This window comes from Tsuneonella mangrovi, assembly GCF_002269345.1.
Lineage (GTDB): Bacteria > Pseudomonadota > Alphaproteobacteria > Sphingomonadales > Sphingomonadaceae > Tsuneonella > Tsuneonella mangrovi.
Window position 1 is genome coordinate 926,298 of sequence record NZ_CP022889.1, and the last position, 17,144, is coordinate 943,441.

At 64.8% G+C, this 17,144-nt stretch carries 17 protein-coding genes; 9 read left to right on the forward strand and 8 right to left on the reverse strand.

All coding sequences use genetic code 11. The features are described 5' to 3' along the window. The first annotated feature begins 6 nt into the window (after window positions 1-6). Entirely contained in the window at window positions 7-543 is a 537-nt protein-coding gene (locus CJO11_RS04615) for a DUF4328 domain-containing protein (protein ID WP_169829135.1), read from the forward strand. Between the two features lie 16 nt (window positions 544-559). Here the strand turns inward: CJO11_RS04615 and CJO11_RS04620 are convergent, their stop codons facing one another. The 4 genes from CJO11_RS04620 to CJO11_RS04635 are packed head-to-tail and all read right to left on the reverse strand — an operon-like array spanning window position 560 to window position 3,540. Beyond that, a complete protein-coding gene (locus CJO11_RS04620; RefSeq protein ID WP_095011661.1) occupies window positions 560-925 on the reverse strand; it encodes a DUF2794 domain-containing protein in 366 nt (121 codons plus the stop codon). Further along, window positions 925-1,623 carry a serine O-acetyltransferase EpsC gene (epsC, locus tag CJO11_RS04625; protein WP_095011662.1) on the reverse strand — a complete coding sequence of 233 codons (699 nt, stop codon included), beginning with the start codon at window positions 1,621-1,623 and terminating at the stop codon, window positions 925-927. Before epsC ends, CJO11_RS04620 begins: the two co-directional genes overlap by 1 nt. Before the next feature lie 43 nt (window positions 1,624-1,666). After that, window positions 1,667-2,275, reverse strand: coding sequence for a P-loop NTPase family protein (locus tag CJO11_RS04630; RefSeq protein ID WP_095011663.1), 609 nt, complete (start codon window positions 2,273-2,275; stop codon window positions 1,667-1,669). Continuing rightward, window positions 2,275-3,540, reverse strand: coding sequence for a heavy-metal-associated domain-containing protein (locus tag CJO11_RS04635; RefSeq protein WP_240504558.1), 1,266 nt, complete (start codon window positions 3,538-3,540; stop codon window positions 2,275-2,277). The genes CJO11_RS04630 and CJO11_RS04635 overlap by 1 nt, the downstream gene beginning before the upstream one ends. A gap of 82 nt (window positions 3,541-3,622) precedes the next feature. On the opposite strand from CJO11_RS04635, the gene purM reads away from it, so the two are divergent. Next, window positions 3,623-4,729 (forward strand): phosphoribosylformylglycinamidine cyclo-ligase, encoded by a 1,107-nt coding sequence (gene purM, locus CJO11_RS04640; RefSeq protein ID WP_095013220.1) that lies wholly within the window; start codon window positions 3,623-3,625, stop codon window positions 4,727-4,729. Further along, window positions 4,698-5,675 carry a phosphoribosylglycinamide formyltransferase gene (purN, locus tag CJO11_RS04645; RefSeq protein WP_276270900.1) on the forward strand — a complete coding sequence of 326 codons (978 nt, stop codon included), beginning with the start codon at window positions 4,698-4,700 and terminating at the stop codon, window positions 5,673-5,675. Before purM ends, purN begins: the two co-directional genes overlap by 32 nt. Before the next feature lie 27 nt (window positions 5,676-5,702). Here purN and mddA read toward each other — a convergent pair whose 3' ends face one another. The 4 genes from mddA to CJO11_RS04665 all read right to left on the reverse strand — a co-directional run bounded on the left by mddA (window position 5,703) and on the right by CJO11_RS04665 (window position 9,014). Then, window positions 5,703-6,440, reverse strand: a complete 738-nt coding sequence (gene mddA, locus CJO11_RS04650; protein WP_095011666.1) for a methanethiol S-methyltransferase — start codon at window positions 6,438-6,440, stop codon at window positions 5,703-5,705. Between the two features lie 176 nt (window positions 6,441-6,616). Then, a complete protein-coding gene (gene ndk, locus CJO11_RS04655) occupies window positions 6,617-7,039 on the reverse strand; it encodes a nucleoside-diphosphate kinase (protein WP_095011667.1) in 423 nt (140 codons plus the stop codon). A gap of 83 nt (window positions 7,040-7,122) precedes the next feature. After that, window positions 7,123-7,560, reverse strand: a complete 438-nt coding sequence (locus CJO11_RS04660; RefSeq protein WP_095011668.1) for a DNA polymerase III subunit chi — start codon at window positions 7,558-7,560, stop codon at window positions 7,123-7,125. After that, window positions 7,560-9,014, reverse strand: a complete 1,455-nt coding sequence (locus CJO11_RS04665; protein WP_095011669.1) for a leucyl aminopeptidase — start codon at window positions 9,012-9,014, stop codon at window positions 7,560-7,562. The genes CJO11_RS04660 and CJO11_RS04665 overlap by 1 nt, the downstream gene beginning before the upstream one ends. A 104-nt stretch (window positions 9,015-9,118) precedes the next feature. Here CJO11_RS04665 and CJO11_RS04670 point away from each other — a divergent pair, with 104 nt between their 5' ends. The 6 genes from CJO11_RS04670 (at window position 9,119) to CJO11_RS04695 (ending at window position 17,069) form a co-directional block, all read left to right on the forward strand. Beyond that, complete coding sequence (locus CJO11_RS04670; protein ID WP_240504559.1) at window positions 9,119-11,434, forward strand: LPS-assembly protein LptD; 2,316 nt, start codon at window positions 9,119-9,121, stop codon at window positions 11,432-11,434. 168 nt (window positions 11,435-11,602) lie between these two features. After that, the gene (locus CJO11_RS04675) at window positions 11,603-12,982 is read left to right on the forward strand and encodes a peptidylprolyl isomerase (protein WP_095011671.1); all 1,380 of its coding nucleotides are present in this window, start codon (window positions 11,603-11,605) and stop codon (window positions 12,980-12,982) included. An 8-nt stretch (window positions 12,983-12,990) separates the two neighbouring features. Next, complete coding sequence (gene pdxA, locus CJO11_RS04680) at window positions 12,991-13,989, forward strand: 4-hydroxythreonine-4-phosphate dehydrogenase PdxA (protein WP_240504560.1); 999 nt, start codon at window positions 12,991-12,993, stop codon at window positions 13,987-13,989. Beyond that, window positions 13,982-14,809: a 16S rRNA (adenine(1518)-N(6)/adenine(1519)-N(6))-dimethyltransferase RsmA gene (rsmA, locus tag CJO11_RS04685; protein ID WP_095011673.1), complete on the forward strand. Its 828-nt coding sequence runs from the start codon at window positions 13,982-13,984 to the stop codon at window positions 14,807-14,809. Before pdxA ends, rsmA begins: the two co-directional genes overlap by 8 nt. 44 nt (window positions 14,810-14,853) lie before the next feature. Continuing rightward, window positions 14,854-16,056 carry a hydrolase gene (locus CJO11_RS04690; RefSeq protein ID WP_095011674.1) on the forward strand — a complete coding sequence of 401 codons (1,203 nt, stop codon included), beginning with the start codon at window positions 14,854-14,856 and terminating at the stop codon, window positions 16,054-16,056. Further along, window positions 16,053-17,069 (forward strand): arginine N-succinyltransferase, encoded by a 1,017-nt coding sequence (locus CJO11_RS04695; protein WP_095011675.1) that lies wholly within the window; start codon window positions 16,053-16,055, stop codon window positions 17,067-17,069. Before CJO11_RS04690 ends, CJO11_RS04695 begins: the two co-directional genes overlap by 4 nt. Window positions 17,070-17,144: the final 75 nt, after the last annotated feature.

The window sequence follows — 17,144 nt, forward strand, 5'->3', positions numbered from 1 at the left end:
GTCCTAATGGCCGGCCCAGAATTGCTTCAAGTATTTGGAATAGTCCGGCTCGACAGAGAAGGATCAGCCTTCGTCGTTTTGGTTTACAGTTTGGCCTCGTTGGCCTTCGTCTTCAGCCTGCTAATCTCGATCGCGCTTGTGTGTCGTTGGATATATCAGGCGCACGCCAACTTAAGAGCCGCCGGAATAGAGACAGAATTCACGCCCGGTTGGGCGGTCGGTTGGTTTTTTGTTCCCATAGCCAATCTTGTTATGCCCTTCAAAGTAATGCGTGAACTTTGGAATTGCAGTCATATGATTGCAATCCAATATGGCGGCGAGGGCGATGGCGAAATCAAGACATGGTGGGGGTGCTATCTCGCAAGCGGATTCCTCGGGTGGGCGAGCCAACCGAGTGGAAATAGTGGCAGCAGCTTTGACAACCTACTCACCCTTAGTATTACACTGCTTGCATTTACGAGTGCTTGGTATCTACAGAAAATCATGCGTGAAGTCAGCGAAGGCCAGCGGAACCAAATGAACGCGTCAGCTATTTTTTCCTGACCAACTTGAATCGAACTTAGTCCGTGACCGCTTTGACCAGCCGGCGCTCCATCGGGGCGAGGACGCCGCTCAATTCGTGACCGCGCTTCAGCACCTGCCCGTGTTCGCCGAACAGCGTCCACATACCCTGCCTGCCGCGCAATGCGGGGCGCTTTTCGACCCTCGCCTGCGGACGCTCGGCGGTGCGGCGGAAGGCGGCAAAGGTCGCGCAATCCTTGGTAAAGTCCATCGCGTAGTCGCGCCATTCTCCGGCGGCGACCATCCGGCCGTAGAGGTCGAGGATCTTCTGCAGCTCGTCGCGGGCAAACCCGACCTGGCCCGGTGTGCGACCGGGGAAGGAAACGACGGTACCGGGCAACGCTCCCCCGGAAGGCGGATTCATCAGCGATCCGTCCCGCTACGCTTGGTCGGCGGGGTATCGCCGGTGACGGCGCGCAGCTCGGCGATCTCCGCCCGCAAGGCCGCGATATCGTCTTCCAGCTTGGCGACGCAGTCGCGGCTCGGCTCGCAGGGTTCGTCGCACGGGGTGCCGTAGGGAATGAATTCCTTGAGCCAATCTTCCGCGGGGACGAGCGTCGAGCGTGCCTTGAGGCCGATCATCGTTGCGCCTTCGGGCACATCGTCGGTTACCACAGCATTGGCCCCCACCCGCGCGCGGGCACCGACAGTGATCGGGCCGATGATCTGGGCGCCCGAGCCGATGATGACGTTGTCCGCAATTGTCGGGTGCCGTTTGCCCTTCTTGCCGTTGGTCGGGTTGGTCCCGCCCAGCGTCACGCACTGATAGATCGTCACATTGTCACCGATTTCGGCGGTTTCGCCAATCACCGTGAAACCGTGGTCGATGAACAGGTTCCTGCCGATCGTCGCACCGGGATGGATATCGATTGCGGTCAGGAAGCGGCTGAAATGGTTCACCATGCGCGCCAGCAGGTAAAGTTTGGCTTCGTAGAGCCAGTGCGCGATGCGGTGCATGAACAGCGCCCAGACGCCCGGATAGAGCAGGATTTCCCACCGCGAATGCGGTGCGGGATCGCGCGCGCGGATCGAATCCAGGTAACTGGTCAGCCCTTGGAACATGAGGTGAATCCTCCCACCAAACCGCCACAATGGCAAGCCGAGGCTAAAACAGCCGCGGTTGCTCTGCCCCTTGCACCGCCTCCAGCGCATCGCGCCAGATCGACAGCGTCGACGGCACCTTGCGCTCCAGGGTCAGCCGGTCGATTGTTTCGACCAGCGCCTCGATCCCGGCAAAGCTGCGTTCTACGCGGGGCACGAGATAGGTAGGTGCGCCTTCGCCCAACGCAAGACCGCGCGCTTCGGCATGAACCCACAAAAGGTCCTCCACCATCGCGTCGTCGGGCACCCCGATTTCCAGGTGAAGCGCTGCGCCCATGCGGCTCCGCAGGTCCGGCAGGGCGATCTCCCACGGATCGCGGTCGGTAATAAGCAGCAGCGCAGTGCCGCTCTCTTGGGCTCGGTTCCAGCGGTGGAACAGCTCTGTTTCGTCGATAGCGTCGGCACCGTCGATCGTTTCGCCGCCTTGGGCAGCGAACCATCGGCCCAGCAGGCTCTTGCCCGAACGCGCCGGCCCCGCGAGTATTGCGGTACCGAACGGCCAATTGGCGGAGTCTCCAAGCGCTTCAACCGCCGCAGTGTTGGCATTGCCGATTACGATGCGGACCGGGTCGTCGGCCCGCCGCAATTCGAGCGGCAGGGCGATCTGGCCCATTAGCGGCTGATCGCGAGCGCGTTGCCACCCTCGCGGACACTGAAGCCGCGCGAGCGGAGCGCACCGGCGAGCTCCGAGAGGCTGCCCCCATAGCTGACCGACATCACCGAAGTGCCGCCGATCGCGAGGCTGGAGGTAACGGCACCGCGCACGCCCGGGGTCGCCCTCACCGCTGCAATCGTCGCATCGACCGCGCCTGCGTTGGGCGTCGCAAACTGGACGACGTAGCGCGAGACGACAGCCACCGGCGCGGGAGTGGAGGCAGCAGTCGCGTCGCCCGGCAGGACTGCACCAGCGGCAACCGCGGCATCGCTCGCCTGGTCCATCGCCTGGGCAGCACGCCCGAGATTGATTAGCCGCTGGATCGCAGGGTCGATCTGCGGCGCACCGAAATTGAGCGTCGGATCGGGCTTGAGCTTCCCGTCGGTCAACGCCTGCTCATAGATCGTGTTGAAGCGTTCGACCGCCTTGCCGAGCATGTCCTGCAGTTCGGATGGACCCTGTGCGGTCATCTTGAAGCTGCCGAGATAGGTGTTGTCGGGGCCGTAGCGCGCGGTGAAGGTCCCGTCGATCGGCCCGCCCGGCCAGCGATAGCGCAGGTCCGCCAGCGCCATCAGCACGTCGGTCGCGCCGAACTGGTCGAGAACGCCGCGCCACCAGGTGCGGCTCCGCCGCGTGATCTGGCCCGCAGTCAGAAGCAGCGAATCGCCGTTGGCCCCAGACGGCCGGACATAATCGATCCGGCTCCCGCCCGGCTGGTATTCGGCCCAGGCGCGCTGCCACGGGTTGCGCACTTCGTAGACCGTTTCGGTCCCCGCGCTGAACGTCACCGGAATCAACAGCAGCGGGGCGGAACGCGGCCCGATTCCGCCCTTGCCGAGGAATGCCCCTGCGCGGGCATGGTCGAAACTGATCCCGAGCCGCGCGATGTAGCGGTGCGGCCCCAGCTCCTCGCGTTGGATGACTACCGCCGACACCAGCGATTCGACCTGGCTTTCCGGAAGTGCGGGCCCGTTGAGCTTCTTCCACGCCTTCTGGATCGCCAGCTTCCAGCCTTGCTGGCGCGCGTCCTGCGCGGTCTTGGCGGTAACATCGACATCGATCCCGCCGACATCGATATCGCTCGACGAAGCGACTGCTGCGATCCCGCGATCGCCCGAGACCTGCGCGATCAGCGCGCGACCGGCGAAGACGGCCAAAGCCAGCCCGGCCAGCGCGAATATCGCTAAGAGGAACGTATGGCGCCGTGGGCGCGGGAGGGTCATCTGAAGGGCCATAGGGGAAAATTCAGGGCCTTTTGCCCAAACGGGCATGGAAATCCAAGCGCGAATGCGTAAGGCGGATGCCATGTCGACGAATGGTCCGCCTCCCAAGTCCTACACCTACGAATCCGCCGGCGTCTCGATCGACGCGGGCAACGCGCTGGTCAAGGCGATCGGCCCGCTGGTCAAGGCCACCGCCCGCCCCGGTGCCGACAGCGAGATCGGCGGATTCGGCGGGTTCTTCGATCCGAAGGCGGCGGGATACAGAGATCCGCTGCTGGTTGCGGCCAACGACGGGGTGGGCACCAAGCTCAAGCTGGCGATCGATCACGATCGGCACGACAGCGTCGGGATCGACCTCGTCGCAATGTGCGTCAACGACCTGATCGTGCAAGGCGCGGAGCCGCTGTTCTTCCTCGATTACTTCGCCACCGGCAAGCTGGAGACCGGCGTGGCGGAACGGGTGGTGGCGGGCATCGCCAACGGCTGCAAGATCGCCGGCTGCGCGCTGATCGGCGGCGAAACGGCGGAAATGCCCGGCATGTATGCCGCCGGGGACTACGACCTCGCAGGTTTCTGCGTCGGCGCGGTCGAGCGCGGCGACCAGCTGACCGGCGACAAGGTCGCGCCCGGCCATGTGCTGCTCGGGCTTGCTTCGTCGGGCGTGCATTCGAACGGGTATTCGCTCGTCCGGCGGCTGGCCGAAGACATGGGCTGGCGGCTCGACCGCCCGGCCCTGTTCGACAACGAACGGCTGCTGATCGATTGCCTGATCGAGCCTACGCGGATCTACGTCGCGAGCCTGCTGCCGGTGGTCCGCAGCGGACGGATCGACGCGCTGGCGCACATCACCGGCGGCGGGCTGCTCGAAAACATCCCGCGCGTGCTTCCTGCAGGCGCGCACGCGGTTGTCGACGCCGATGCGTGGGATCAGCCGCGACTGATGGCTTTCCTGCAGGCACAGGGCAACATCGAGCCGGGCGAGATGGCGCGCACGTTCAACTGCGGGATCGGCATGGTTGTGGCGGTCACCGCAGAAAATGCGCGCGAAGTCGCTGCCGAGCTCGAGGCGGCAGGCGAAGACGTGACGCGAATCGGCGAAGTCGTCGAAGGGCCGCGCGGTTGCACCGTACGCGGCGCGGCGGGCACTTGGTCGGGTCGTGAGGATTGGGAAGCGCAGCACCTTGCCTGATCGTGCAAAGGTCGCCGTGCTTATCTCTGGCAGCGGGACCAATATGGCCGCGCTGCTCTATGCCAGCCGCCTGCCCGATGCCGCTTACGAGATCGTAGTCGTCGCGAGCAACGATCCCAGGGCCAAGGGGCTGGAACTCGCCACCGCCGAAGGCATCTCCACCTTTGCGCTGTCGCACAAGGGAATGCCGCGCGCCGAACACGATGCGGCGATGGACGCCGCCGTGCGCAAGAGCGGGGCGCAATACATCGCGCTGGCCGGATACATGCGTATCCTGACGCCGACCTTCGTGAACGACTGGGCTGGGCGGATGGTCAACATCCACCCTTCGCTATTGCCCAAGTACCCCGGTCTCGACACCCATGCGCGCGCGATCGCGGCGGGCGACACGGCTGGCGGCGCGTCGGTGCACCTCGTCACCGAAGACCTCGACCTGGGCGAAATCCTTGGCCAGGTCGAGGTCGCCATTCGCCCGGGGGAAACACCCGACAGCCTCGCCGCGCGGGTGCTACTGGCCGAACACCAGCTCTATCCGCGCGTGCTCAACGCCTACGTTGCGCGCCCGTTCGATCCCGAATGGCTGGTGGCGCAAGTGCGCGAGCGGGCGATGGCGATGCCCGAAGCGGAAGAGACGGTCAGTCACGGGATGCCGTGCTTCGGGATTGTGAAAGGCAAGAAGTTCGCGTGGGTCAGCCTCGACCATCACGGCGACGGTAAGACTGCGCTGCTCGCCAAGATCAGCGGCGCGGACGAACAGGCGATGCTGGTCGAGCGCGACGCAGAGCGGTTCTATCGCCCGCCCTACTTCGGCGACGGGTGGATCGGCATCCGGTTGGACCTCGGCGATACCGATTGGGACGATATCGCTGCGTGGATCGAGCGCAGCTGGCGCGCGGTCGCACCGAAGAAACTGACCAAGCTGGTGGACGCTGCCGACGCGTTCTGACGGCAGCGCCTACCGGAGCCTAAGCCGCTAGTTGAACTTACCGATCCCCGGGATCACCTTGCCAACCTGCTTGCGATACTCGACGTACCGCTCACCGAAGTGGACCACGAGATCGCGCTCCTCGTAAGAAATCCCGATCAGGATATAGATCGTGAAGCCGATCGCCAGCAGCAGGTGGCTGTAAGTCATGTCGGGCGTCGCCCACACCGCAAGCAGGATCCCGCTGTAAATCGGGTGGCGCACCCACTTGTAGAACAGCGGCGTCTTGAACGAGATCGGGTTCGCCGGCTTGCCGGTAAAGTGCGTCCACGCCTGTTGCAGGCCGAAAAGCTCGAAGTGATTGATCAGGTGGGTGGCAATGAACAGGATCACCCAACCCGCACCGAACAGGGCCCACATGGTGTTGCGCAGCGCCGGTGATTCGAACTGCCACACTGTGCCGCTGATCGGATGCCAGAAGGCGAACATGATCGCGAGGCAGATCGCGGTGGTCAGGCAATAGACCGAGCGTTCCAGTGGAGCGGGGACGATCTTGGTCCAACCAGCCTTGAAGGCAGGCCGCGCCATCACCGAATGCTGCAGGCCAAACAGGGCGATCAGCGCCAGGTCGACAATCGCTGCGACGCCCGGCGCAGCGGCCATTCCCTTGTTGACCGTAGTCGGCAACAAATCGATCCCGCCGACGAAGCCAATCAGGTAAACGAACGAAACGAAAAACGCGAAATAACAGAGCACCGAAGTAAGAAGCGTAAGCGTGCGAGCCATCGCAAATCTCCCAGATTGCGAGGCGACCCGGAGCGTCCCTGTGGGAGAGCTATCACCGCATTCGGCAATTGCGCAATCGAAACGGAGCGGGCCTTCACAGCCCATACGAAGAAGCCGCCCCTTGCGAGGCGGCTTCGTTCGTCAATGATTTCGGGAATTCAGCCGGTTCGGCCTGATCAGCCGACAATCTCTTCGGGCTTGAAGAAAAACGCAATTTCGATCGCGGCGTTCTCGTCGCTGTCCGAACCGTGGACCGAATTAGCCTCGATGCCTTCGGCATAGGTCTTGCGAATCGTGCCTTCAGCGGCATCGGCGGGGTTGGTTGCGCCCATGATGTCGCGATTGCGCTTCACCGCATCCTCGCCTTCGAGTACCTGCACGACCACCGGACCGCTGGTCATGAATTCGACCAGTTCGCCAAAGAAGGGGCGTTCCTTGTGGACCGCGTAGAAGCCTTCGGCCTGATCCTTGGTCATGTGGATGCGCTTCGAAGCGACGACGCGCAGGCCGGCTTCTTCCAGCATCTTGGTGACCGCACCGGTCAGGTTGCGGCGGGTGGCGTCGGGCTTGATGATCGAAAAGGTGCGGGTGACCGCCATGATGGGTTCCTTGCGAGCGATTGTAGGGTTGTTGTGGGGGTTTCGCGCGCGCCCCTAGCGCCGGGTTGCACGCAGCGCAAGGCTCACGCCTTCTTCACCCACTTGCCATCTTCCTGCGCGAAATAGGCGCGGGTTACATCCTCGCGACCGTCGAACGCCCGCCAGGTCGCGCGCGCCGCCGGGGTTCCCGCTTCCCCGAACAACAGGAATACCCGCTCGAACCCTCCCGCCTCGGCGCGCCAGTCACCGTCCGCCAGCACGCAAAACCGCGCACCGTTGGCCGCTTCGCAGGTATCCGAGAGCAGGATCGGCTGGCGGGCGGCGTGGGGCCCGGACGCTTCACCATTGGCGAGAAACGCCTGCGGATCGCTGTCCCACATCGCCTTGCCGAACCCTGCCCGTCGAGCCGGGTCAGCATCGACCACCAGCAGCCGCTCGCCCGCCTGCCGGGTGCGCGCCGCCACGAGGGCCACGACGCGCTCGAGAGGATCGCGCGAGAGCTGCCAGAAGTCGAGCTGCATCAGCTCTCGACGGTGTCCCTGATGAATCGCTCGAGCAAGCGCACGCCGTAGCCGGTCGCCCCCTTGTCCCATGTCTGCCCGGGCTTTTCGGACCACGCCATCCCGGCGATGTCGAGGTGCGCCCACGGGGTATCGTTCTCGATGAACCGCTGGAGGAACTGTGCCGCGGTGACCGACCCGGCGTAGCGCGGACCGATGTTCTTCATGTCCGCGATCGGGCTGTTGAGCAGCTTGTCGTAAGCCGCCGACAGCGGCATCCGCCAGAGCTTGTCGCCGGTCTGCTTGCCTGCCGTCAGCAGGCTCTCAGCCAGCTCGTCGTTGTTCGAATAGCAACCGCCGTTTTCGTGGCCGAGCGCGATGATGATCGCACCCGTCAGAGTGGCAAGGTCGACGATCTTCGCGGGCTTGAACTCGCGCTGGGTCCAGGTCAGCGCGTCGCTCAGCACCAGCCGCCCTTCGGCGTCGGTGTTGAGCACTTCGACCGTTTGGCCCGACATCGTGGTGACCACGTCACCCGGGCGCTGGGCATTGCCGTCGGGCATATTCTCGACCAGCCCGACAACCCCGACCACATTGACCGGAGCCTTGCGCGTCACCAGCGCGAGCATCGCGCCGACGACCGCGGCCGAACCGCCCATGTCCCACTTCATGTCTTCCATGCCCGGTCCGGGCTTCAACGAGATACCGCCGGTATCGAAGGTGACGCCCTTGCCGACGAACGCGACCGGGGCATCGCCCTTCTTGCCGCCCATCCACTTGATCGCGAGGATCCGCGATTCGCGGATCGAGCCCTGCCCGACCCCGAGCAGCGCGCCCATGCCGAGCTTGGCCATCTCCTTTTCGTCGAGCACCACCAGCTCCGCCCCGGTGCCCTTGAACTGTTTCTGGCACCGCTCGACGTAGCTTTCCGGGTAGATGATGTTGGCCGGTTCGGTCACCAGCTCGCGAGCGAACTCGACCCCGGTGGCGACGGCGGACGCTTCGGCCCACGCAGCTTCCGTGCCGTCAGCCGCGTTGACGATGACGGCCTTTTCAAGCGTCGCCTTCTGGTCGTCCTTCAGCTTGGTGCGATAAACATCGTAGCGCCAGCTGCGAAGGCGCAGTCCGAGCAAGATCGACGTCGCTTCGGCAGCGGTGAACCCCGACAGGTCGACCGCGATCGCAGCTTCGCCCGAACGCAGGTACTTGCCGGCCAGCGCAGCGCCCGCCTTCTCGCAATTGATCGCGCGGTCCGCATCGTCTGCCTTGCCCGCCCCGGCTATGGCTACGCGCACGAGATGTCCCGCCCGTTCGGCAAAGCCTTCGAAGCACTGCCCCGCGCGGCCCTTGAACCGTGCTGCGGCGGCACCATCGGTGATCGCGCGTTCGAGACCGTCAATCGGCGCCCCTTCGTTCACGATACGGGCGACGAGGCGTGCATCTTCCGGCACAGCGGCAGCGAATTCGATTTTCATGGAAGCTCCCGGGAATAGTGGCAAATCGGCAGCAGGGGCGCGAAACCCCGGTGCCGGTGCTGATCGCGATTGCGATTAGGCGTGGTCGGTGCGATAGGCAAGCCATGCCCCCCGCCCCGACAGGAATTGCGCAGGCCCGGTTGCGTCGCTTGCCGAGGAGCATTGCCGGATCGGCTGCGCTGGCGGCAGGGCTGTTTGCCATGTCGGCGGCTGCGCAGGACTTCACCGCTCCCGAAATCCTGCCAAGCAATGCACCCAATCGGTTGCAAGTGGATGCAGCCGATAGCCTCCAGACGGCGGACGCGTCTGAAGCCGCAACCAAGGTCACCTTCGAAGCCGACCAAGTGGCTTACGAAAGCGATTCCGAGATGCTCGTCGCCACCGGCAACGTCGTGCTGCGCAGCGACGATCGTTCGGTTCGTGCGGACAAGGTCACCTACAACAGCAAGACCGGGCAGATCGTCGCCACCGGCAACGTCCGCTTCGTCGACGAAGACGGCAACCAGGTCTTCAGCGACCGCATCGAATTGACCAGCAAGTTCCAGACCGGGACGATGGACGATGTACTGCTGGCGCTTCGCGAAGGCGGGCGGCTCGCCGCGGCGCGGGGCAAGCGCCTTCCCGACGGGACGATCGAACTCGACAAGGCAGCCTATTCAGGCTGCCCGGTGGAGGGTGCAAACGGGTGCCCCAAGAAGCCGTCGTGGCGGATCACTGCCGACAAGGTCTATTTCGACCCGGCCGAAAAGCACTTGCGGTTTCGCGGCGCGTTCCTCGACCTGTTCGGGGCCCGCCTGCTGCCGCTGCCCGGCCTCGCCGTGCACACCGACGGCCGCGCGCAATCGGGCCTTCTGATCCCCCAGGTCCAGGTTTCGCAGACCAACGGGCTTGAGATCAGCGACACCTATTACTGGCGGCTGGCGAACAACATGGACCTGGCGACGACAGCCTATGTGTTCACCCAGGCGCCGCCGATGGGCTCCATCCAGTGGCGCCACCTGACCAGCCTCGGCGCGTACCAGATCACCGGCTACCTCACGACCAGCCGCCGCAGTTCGAGCACGGGCGCGACTGCCACGAGCCAGCAAAGCGCCCGCGGGTATTTTGCCAGCAACGGGCGCTTCCAGTTCGACCCCAACTGGAGCCTCGACTACTCGATCCGCCGGGCGAGCGACCGCACGTTCCTGCGCCGGTATGACATCAGCTACGACGATCGCCTGCGCTCGCTCGTCAAGCTCGAACGGACTGGGGAGACGAGCTACTTCGTGCTCGCCGGGTACGCCACGCAGACGCTGCGGCTGGGGGCCAACCAGGGCCAGGTGCCGGTGGCACTGCCGCTGATCGATTATCGCAAGCGCATGTCGGGGGGGCTGCAGGGCAGCACGCTGCAGTTCGAAGCCAACACGCTCGCGCTGACCCGCAGCAATGGCCAGGATACCCAGCGCGCCTTTGCCAGCGCCGAATGGGACTTGCGGCGCATGACCGGCATGGGTCAGGTGGTCACGCTGACCGCGCTGGTGCGGGGCGATGTCTACCACTCGTCTGCCAACGACCTGACCACGACCGCGATCTATCGCGGCAATCCGGGATGGGAAGCGCGCGGAGTCGCGACCGCTGCAGTCGACATTCAGTGGCCGTTCGTGGGCCGTGCATTCGGCGGCACGCAGGTATTCACCCCGCGGATCCAGTTCGTCGCCAGCCCGCCGATCCGCAACCTCGCGGTGCCGAACGAGGACTCGCGGGCAATCGACCTCGAAGACAGCAACTTGTTCGCACTCAACCGCTTCCCTGGCTACGACCGGGTCGAAGACGGCGCGCGGATGACATACGGTTTCGACTGGCAATTGCAGCGCCCCAACTGGCGGATCAGTACCACGGTCGGGCAGTCGTATCGCTTCACCGGCCAGAGCAGCATCTTCCCCGACGGGACGGGACTGTCGCAGCCGCTCTCAGACTTCGTCGGGCGAACCGACGTGCGCTACAAGAATTTGATCAAGCTCACCCACCGGTTCCGGCTCGACAAGGATAACCTGGCGGTGCGCCGCAACGAGCTCGACGCGACGGTCGGTTCTGCCGCGACCTATGCCGAAATCGGCTACCTGCGGCTCAACCGGAATATCTCCAGCACCATCGAAGACTTGCGCGACCGCGAGGAACTGCGCGCCGCAGCACGCGTGGCGTTCGCGAAATACTGGTCACTTTTCGGATCGGGGGTGTTCAACCTTACCAACCGCGAGGAAGACCCGACGCTGACCTCGAACGGGTTCTCGCCGGTCCGCACGCGGCTGGGGCTGGCTTACCAGGACGACTGCCTCGAGCTGGGTCTCGCCTGGCGGCGCGACTACGTTGACACCGGCGACGCGCGGCGCGGCAATACCTTCCAGGTCTATTTTGCCCTGCGCAACCTCGGCTTTCGCTAACGAAATCCGTCGCTCGGTGATTGGCGTTCGCAAGGCGTTGGCAGCACCGGACAAACACGCTATCCGGCCCCACCGGGTTGAACTGCACTCAGCTTGGGTTAAGCCGCTTGGCGGCAACCGCATACCGCTACCTGCCGCTGGGACCGGCGTATCAATCGGAAAACACGCGTGATCGAAAAGACTGTTTCGAACCTGATTAGCGGCCTTGCCGCGCTGGCACTGGTCTCCGCGCCTATCGCCGCCACCGCGCAAGATGCGCAGGCGGGAGCGAACCCGGTGGATACCGGAGCTTCGGCGTCCGACGATGGCGGGCTGAACTTGCCGGCCAATGTCGCGCTACTTGGCCAGAGCGACCCGAACGATCGCAAGCCAACCGCGAAAGTCAACGGTCAGATCATCACCGGGACCGATATCGACCAGCGCGTCGCGCTCGTGGTTGCGGCGAACAAAGGGCAGATTTCTCCGCAGGAGATGGAGCGCTTGCGCGCGCAGGTACTGCGCAACCTGATCGACGAAACCATCGAGATCCAGGCTGCGAAATCGCAGGACATCTCGCCGAAGCCCGAAGAAATCGAGCAGACCTATGCGCGGGTCGCCGAACAGAATTTCAAGCAGGCGCCCTCCGCGCTCGACGCCTACCTCAACAAGGTCGGGTCGTCGCCCGGCTCGCTCAAACGCCAGATCGAAGGCGAACTGGCGTGGCAGAACCTTTTGCAGCGCAACGTTTCACCGTTCGTCAATGTGTCGAGCGACGAGGTCAACGAGATGCTCGACCGCCTCAAGGCGTCGAAGGGCACCGAAGAATACCGGCTCGGCGAGATCTACATGGCTGCGACCCCGGCCAACCAGGCGCAGGTCCAGGCCAACATGCAGAAGATCATGGAGCAGCTGCGCCAAGGCGGCAGCTTCGTGGCTTACGCCCGTCAGTATTCCGAAGCATCGACAGCAGCGGTTGGTGGAGACCTCGGCTTCGTCCGGCTCGAAACCTTGCCCGCCCCGCTCGCCGCAGCAGCGCGCCAGATGCAGCCCGGCCAATTGGTCGGCCCGATCGCCAATTCCGGCGGCTATTCGATCCTTTACCTGATCGACAAGAAGCAGTTGTTGATGGCCGACCCGCGCGATGCGACGCTCAGCCTCAAGCAGATCTCGCTGAACTTCCCCAAGGGCACGACGCAGGAACAAGCCACCCAGCGTCTCAAGACCTTCACGGAGCAGGTCAAGGCGATCAAGGGATGTGGAGACGCAGATGCGGCGGCAGCCGCGATGGGGGTCGACATCGTCAGCAACGACAACATCAAAGTCCGCGCGCTGCCCGAGCAGCTGCAGCAGATCATGCTCAACCTGAATATTGGCCAGACGACACCACCGTTCGGTTCGGTTGAAGACGGCGTGCGTGTGCTGATGCTGTGCGGTCGCGACGATCCGCCGAGCGCCGGCACCCCGACCTTCGACGAGCTGCGCAACCAGCTCGAGAACGAGCGGGTCGACAAGCGCGCCCAGCGTTACCTGCGCGACCTGCGCAACGACGCGATCATCACCTACAATTGACGCAGGCGGTGGCTCCTCTTGCGGTTTCGCTGGGGGACCCTGCCGGGATCGGGCCGGAGCTGATCGCCGCCAGCTGGGCGGCGCGTGACGAAGCCGGCCTGCAGCCGTTTTTCGCGTGCGGCGGGGCAGGTTTGCTTGCCGCGGCAGGCGCATCGCGGGAGCTGAGCGTTCCGGTAGAACGAATTGCCGATCCGGCCGAAGCAGCGGCAGTGTTCCCGCGTGCCTTGCCGGTGCTCGGCGAAGTCGATGGACCCTGGAACCCCGGTCAGCCGGACTCTGGAGGCGCGCGGTTGGCCCTCGCTTCGCTCAAGCAAGCTGCCGAGCTGGCAGTTGCCGGATCCGCAAGCGGCATCGTCACCGGCCCGATCGCCAAGGCCCTGCTGGCCGAAGTCGGTTTCCGCCATCCCGGACAGACAGAATTCGTCGCGGAGGCGTGCGGCGTGGCGGCAGAGGACGCGGTGATGATGCTCGCCGGGCCGCAACTGCGCACGATCCCGCTGTCGGTTCATGTGCCGCTCTCGCAGGTGCCCGCGCTGCTTTCGACAGACCTCATCTGCCGCCGCGCGCGGATCGCCGCCGAGGCGCTCCAACGCGATTTCGGCATCGCGCGCCCGCGCATTGCGATTGCCGGCCTCAATCCCCACGCGGGCGAGAGCGGGCGGATGGGCGACGAAGAGCAAAGCATCATCTCCCCTGCAATCGAAACGCTCATGGCCGAAGGTATTGCAGCTACCGGACCGCATCCGGCCGATGCGCTGTTCGCGCCGCACGCGCGCGACGACTACGACGTAGCGCTGTGCATGTATCACGACCAGGCGCTGATCCCGATCAAGGCGCTCGATTTCGATGCCGGGGTCAACGTCACGCTCGGCCTGCCGATCATCCGCACCAGCCCCGATCATGGCACCGCGTTCGCTATCGCCGGAACCGGCAAGGCCCACCCGGGCGCAACGATAGCGGCGATCCGCATGGCCGGCGAATGTGCCGCACGCCGCGCAAATGGTTGACCTGCCGCCGATCCGCGAAGTCATCCAGCGGCACGGCCTGAGCGCGAGCAAGGCGCTGGGGCAGAACTTCCTGCTCGACGAGCGGTTACTGAGCCGGATCGCCGCGATCCCGGGCAGTCTCGACGGCAAGGCGGTGCTCGAAATCGGCCCCGGGCCCGGCGGGCTCACCCGCGCGCTGCTGCGTGCCGGGGCCAAAGTGACCGCAATCGAGATGGATCGCCGCTGCCTGCCTGCGCTCGCCGAACTCGACGCCGCGTTCCCCGGCCAGCTGGCAGTGGTCGAAGGCGACGCGATGAAGCTCGATCACGATGCCTTGCTAGGCGAGCCATACGCGGTGCTCGCCAACTTGCCCTACAACGTCGGTACCGCGCTGTTCGTGCGCTGGCTCGGCGGAGAGGCGTGGCCCCCGCAATGGACTTCGCTCACGCTGATGTTCCAGCTCGAAGTTGCCCAGCGGATCGTCGCGCAATCCGGGACTGGCGCTTATGGGCGATTGGCGCTGCTGGCCCAGTGGCGCAGCAATGCGAGGCTGGCGATGAAAGTCCATCGCAGCGCGTTCACCCCGCCGCCCAAGGTGATGAGCGCGGTAGTCCACGTCGAACCGAAGGAACAACCCGAAGGCGTTTCCGCCCGCACGCTCGAGCGCCTGACCGAAGCCGCCTTCGGCCAGCGCCGCAAGATGCTGCGCCAGAGCCTCAAGGGCGTGTCCGGTGCAATCGCTGCCCTGGAGGCGGTCGGCATTGACCCGCAGCGCCGCGCGGAAACGGTTTCGGTGGATGAGTTCGTCGCACTCGCCCGTGCGCTGGATGCAGCCGCCTAGACACCCCCTAGACACCAAAACCTATGTCTCTAGAGCGGTTGCACATGCAACAACTCGCCCAGACCCTTGCCGACCGGATCGACCAGGACGCGATGCTCGCTAACGCGACAGCGTGGAGCGCGGTCAACACCGGCACCGCCAACCTTGCCGGGTTGGCCGTGCAGGCACAGCTGCTGGCCGATGCGTTCGCCGCGCTGCCGGGAACGATCGAACTGGTCGAACCTGCGCCGGTGACAGCGATCGACAGCGCAGGTCACGAAGTCGAGAAAGCGCACGGCCAGCACATGGTCCTACGGGTGCGACCCGCTGCCGAGCGGCGTTTCCTGTTCACCGGGCACATGGACACCGTGTTTCCCGCCGATCACTCGTTCCAGGGCCAGACATGGCTCGATGAGGAGACGCTCAACGGGCCCGGCCTAGCCGACATGAAGGGCGGCCTGGCAGTGATCCTTCATTCGCTGGCCGCGTTCGAGACGCTGCCCGAGGCGCAGCGCGTCGGCTACGACGTGCTGGTCAACGCCGACGAAGAGACCGGCTCGCTGTCGTCCTCCGCTCTCATCGAGCAGCTCGCGCAGGGCAAATATGCAGCGCTGACTTACGAGCCGAGCGCGCTGCCTGACGGCACTCTCGCCCACGCGCGCGGCGGCAGCGGCAACTATTCGCTCACCGTTACCGGCAAGTCGGCCCACGCCGGGCGTAACCCGCTCGACGGGCGCAACGCGATCGTCGCGGCCGCCACGCTGGCGGTGCGGCTCAAGGACTTGCAGCGCGACGATATCAGCGTGAACCCCGCCAAGATCGAAGGCGGCGCGGCCAACAACGTCGTGCCGGACCACGCGATCCTGCGGTTCAACATTCGCCCCAAGGCACCCGACGCTGCTGAGCGGTTTATTAATGAAATGAATGCTCTGCTGGGCGAAGTTAAACAGTCGCAGGAAGTCGATATTGCGGTCCACGGCGGGATCACCCGTCCGCCCAAGCCGGTCGGTGCGCGAGCACAGAAGCTGTTCGACCTTGTGCGGGATTGCGGCGCAGTGCTTGGTCAGGAAATCGGCTGGCAACCTTCCGGCGGAGTATGCGACGGCAACAACATTGCCGCCACTGGCGTGCCCGTGGTCGATACGATGGGCGTGCGTGGCGGCAAGATCCACTCGCCCGACGAATTCATGATCGTCCCTTCGCTGTCCGAACGCGCGGCGCTGTCCGCACTCGTCCTCTCGCAACTCGCATCCGGAGACGCCTTGTGAGCTTCCTCCTGCGCTCGGCGCGCATGTCCGACCTCGAGCCGCTGTACGAAATGGCCAAGCTGACCGGCGGCGGGTTTACCAACCTGCCGGCCGACCGCCCGGCGCTGACAACCAAGCTCGAACGCGCCGCTGACGCATTCGGCCGCGATGAGGACACGCTGGCCGACGAGCAATTCGTGCTGGTGCTCGAAAACGCGCAGACAGGCGCGGTGCGCGGCACTTGCCAACTGATGACGCAGGTCGGCCAGCGCTGGCCGTTCTATTCGTATCGCCTGACCACCCTCACCCAGCATTCCAAGGAGCTCGACCGCACGGTGCGCGCGGAAATGCTCAGCCTCGTCACCGACCTCGAAGGGGCGAGCGAAGTGGGCGGGCTGTTCCTCCATCCGGGCGAGCGCGCGGGCGGGCTCGGCCTGCTGCTGGCGCGCAGCCGCTACATCTTCATCGCGATGCACCGTGCGCGCTTTGCCGACCGCATCCTCGCCGAGCTGCGCGGGATCATCGACGAGCGCGGCGGAAGCCCGTTTTGGGACGGGGTCGCGGGCCGGTTCTTCGGGATGAGCTTCCAGGATGCGGACTATTTCAACGCGATCAACGGCAACCAGTTCATCGCCGACCTGATGCCCAAGCACCCGGTCTATATTGCGATGCTGCAGGAGGCCGCCCGCACCGCGATCGGCGTGCCGCATCCTACCGGGCGTGCGGCGATGCGGATGCTCGAAAACGAAGGCTTCCGCTACACCGGCTACGTCGACATTTTCGACGGCGGCCCCACGATGACCGCGCAGACCGACGATGTTGCCTCGATCGCCAATTCGAAGGCAGCAAAGATTTCCGGTGTCGATCTCGACAAGGGGGAAAAGGCTATCCTCGCCTGCGGCCACTTGCAGGACTTCCGCAGCTGCTACGGCATCCGCGAATTCGCCGATGACGGCTCGATCCGGATCGACGCGCAAGCGGCCGACCTGCTCGACGTGAGCGTAGGCGACACAGTGTGGAGCGTCGCGAGGTAGTCAACTTGGTCCGTTCGTGTCGAGCGAAGTCGAGACACGAGCCGCAAACGGTTCTCGACTTCGCTCGAACCGAAC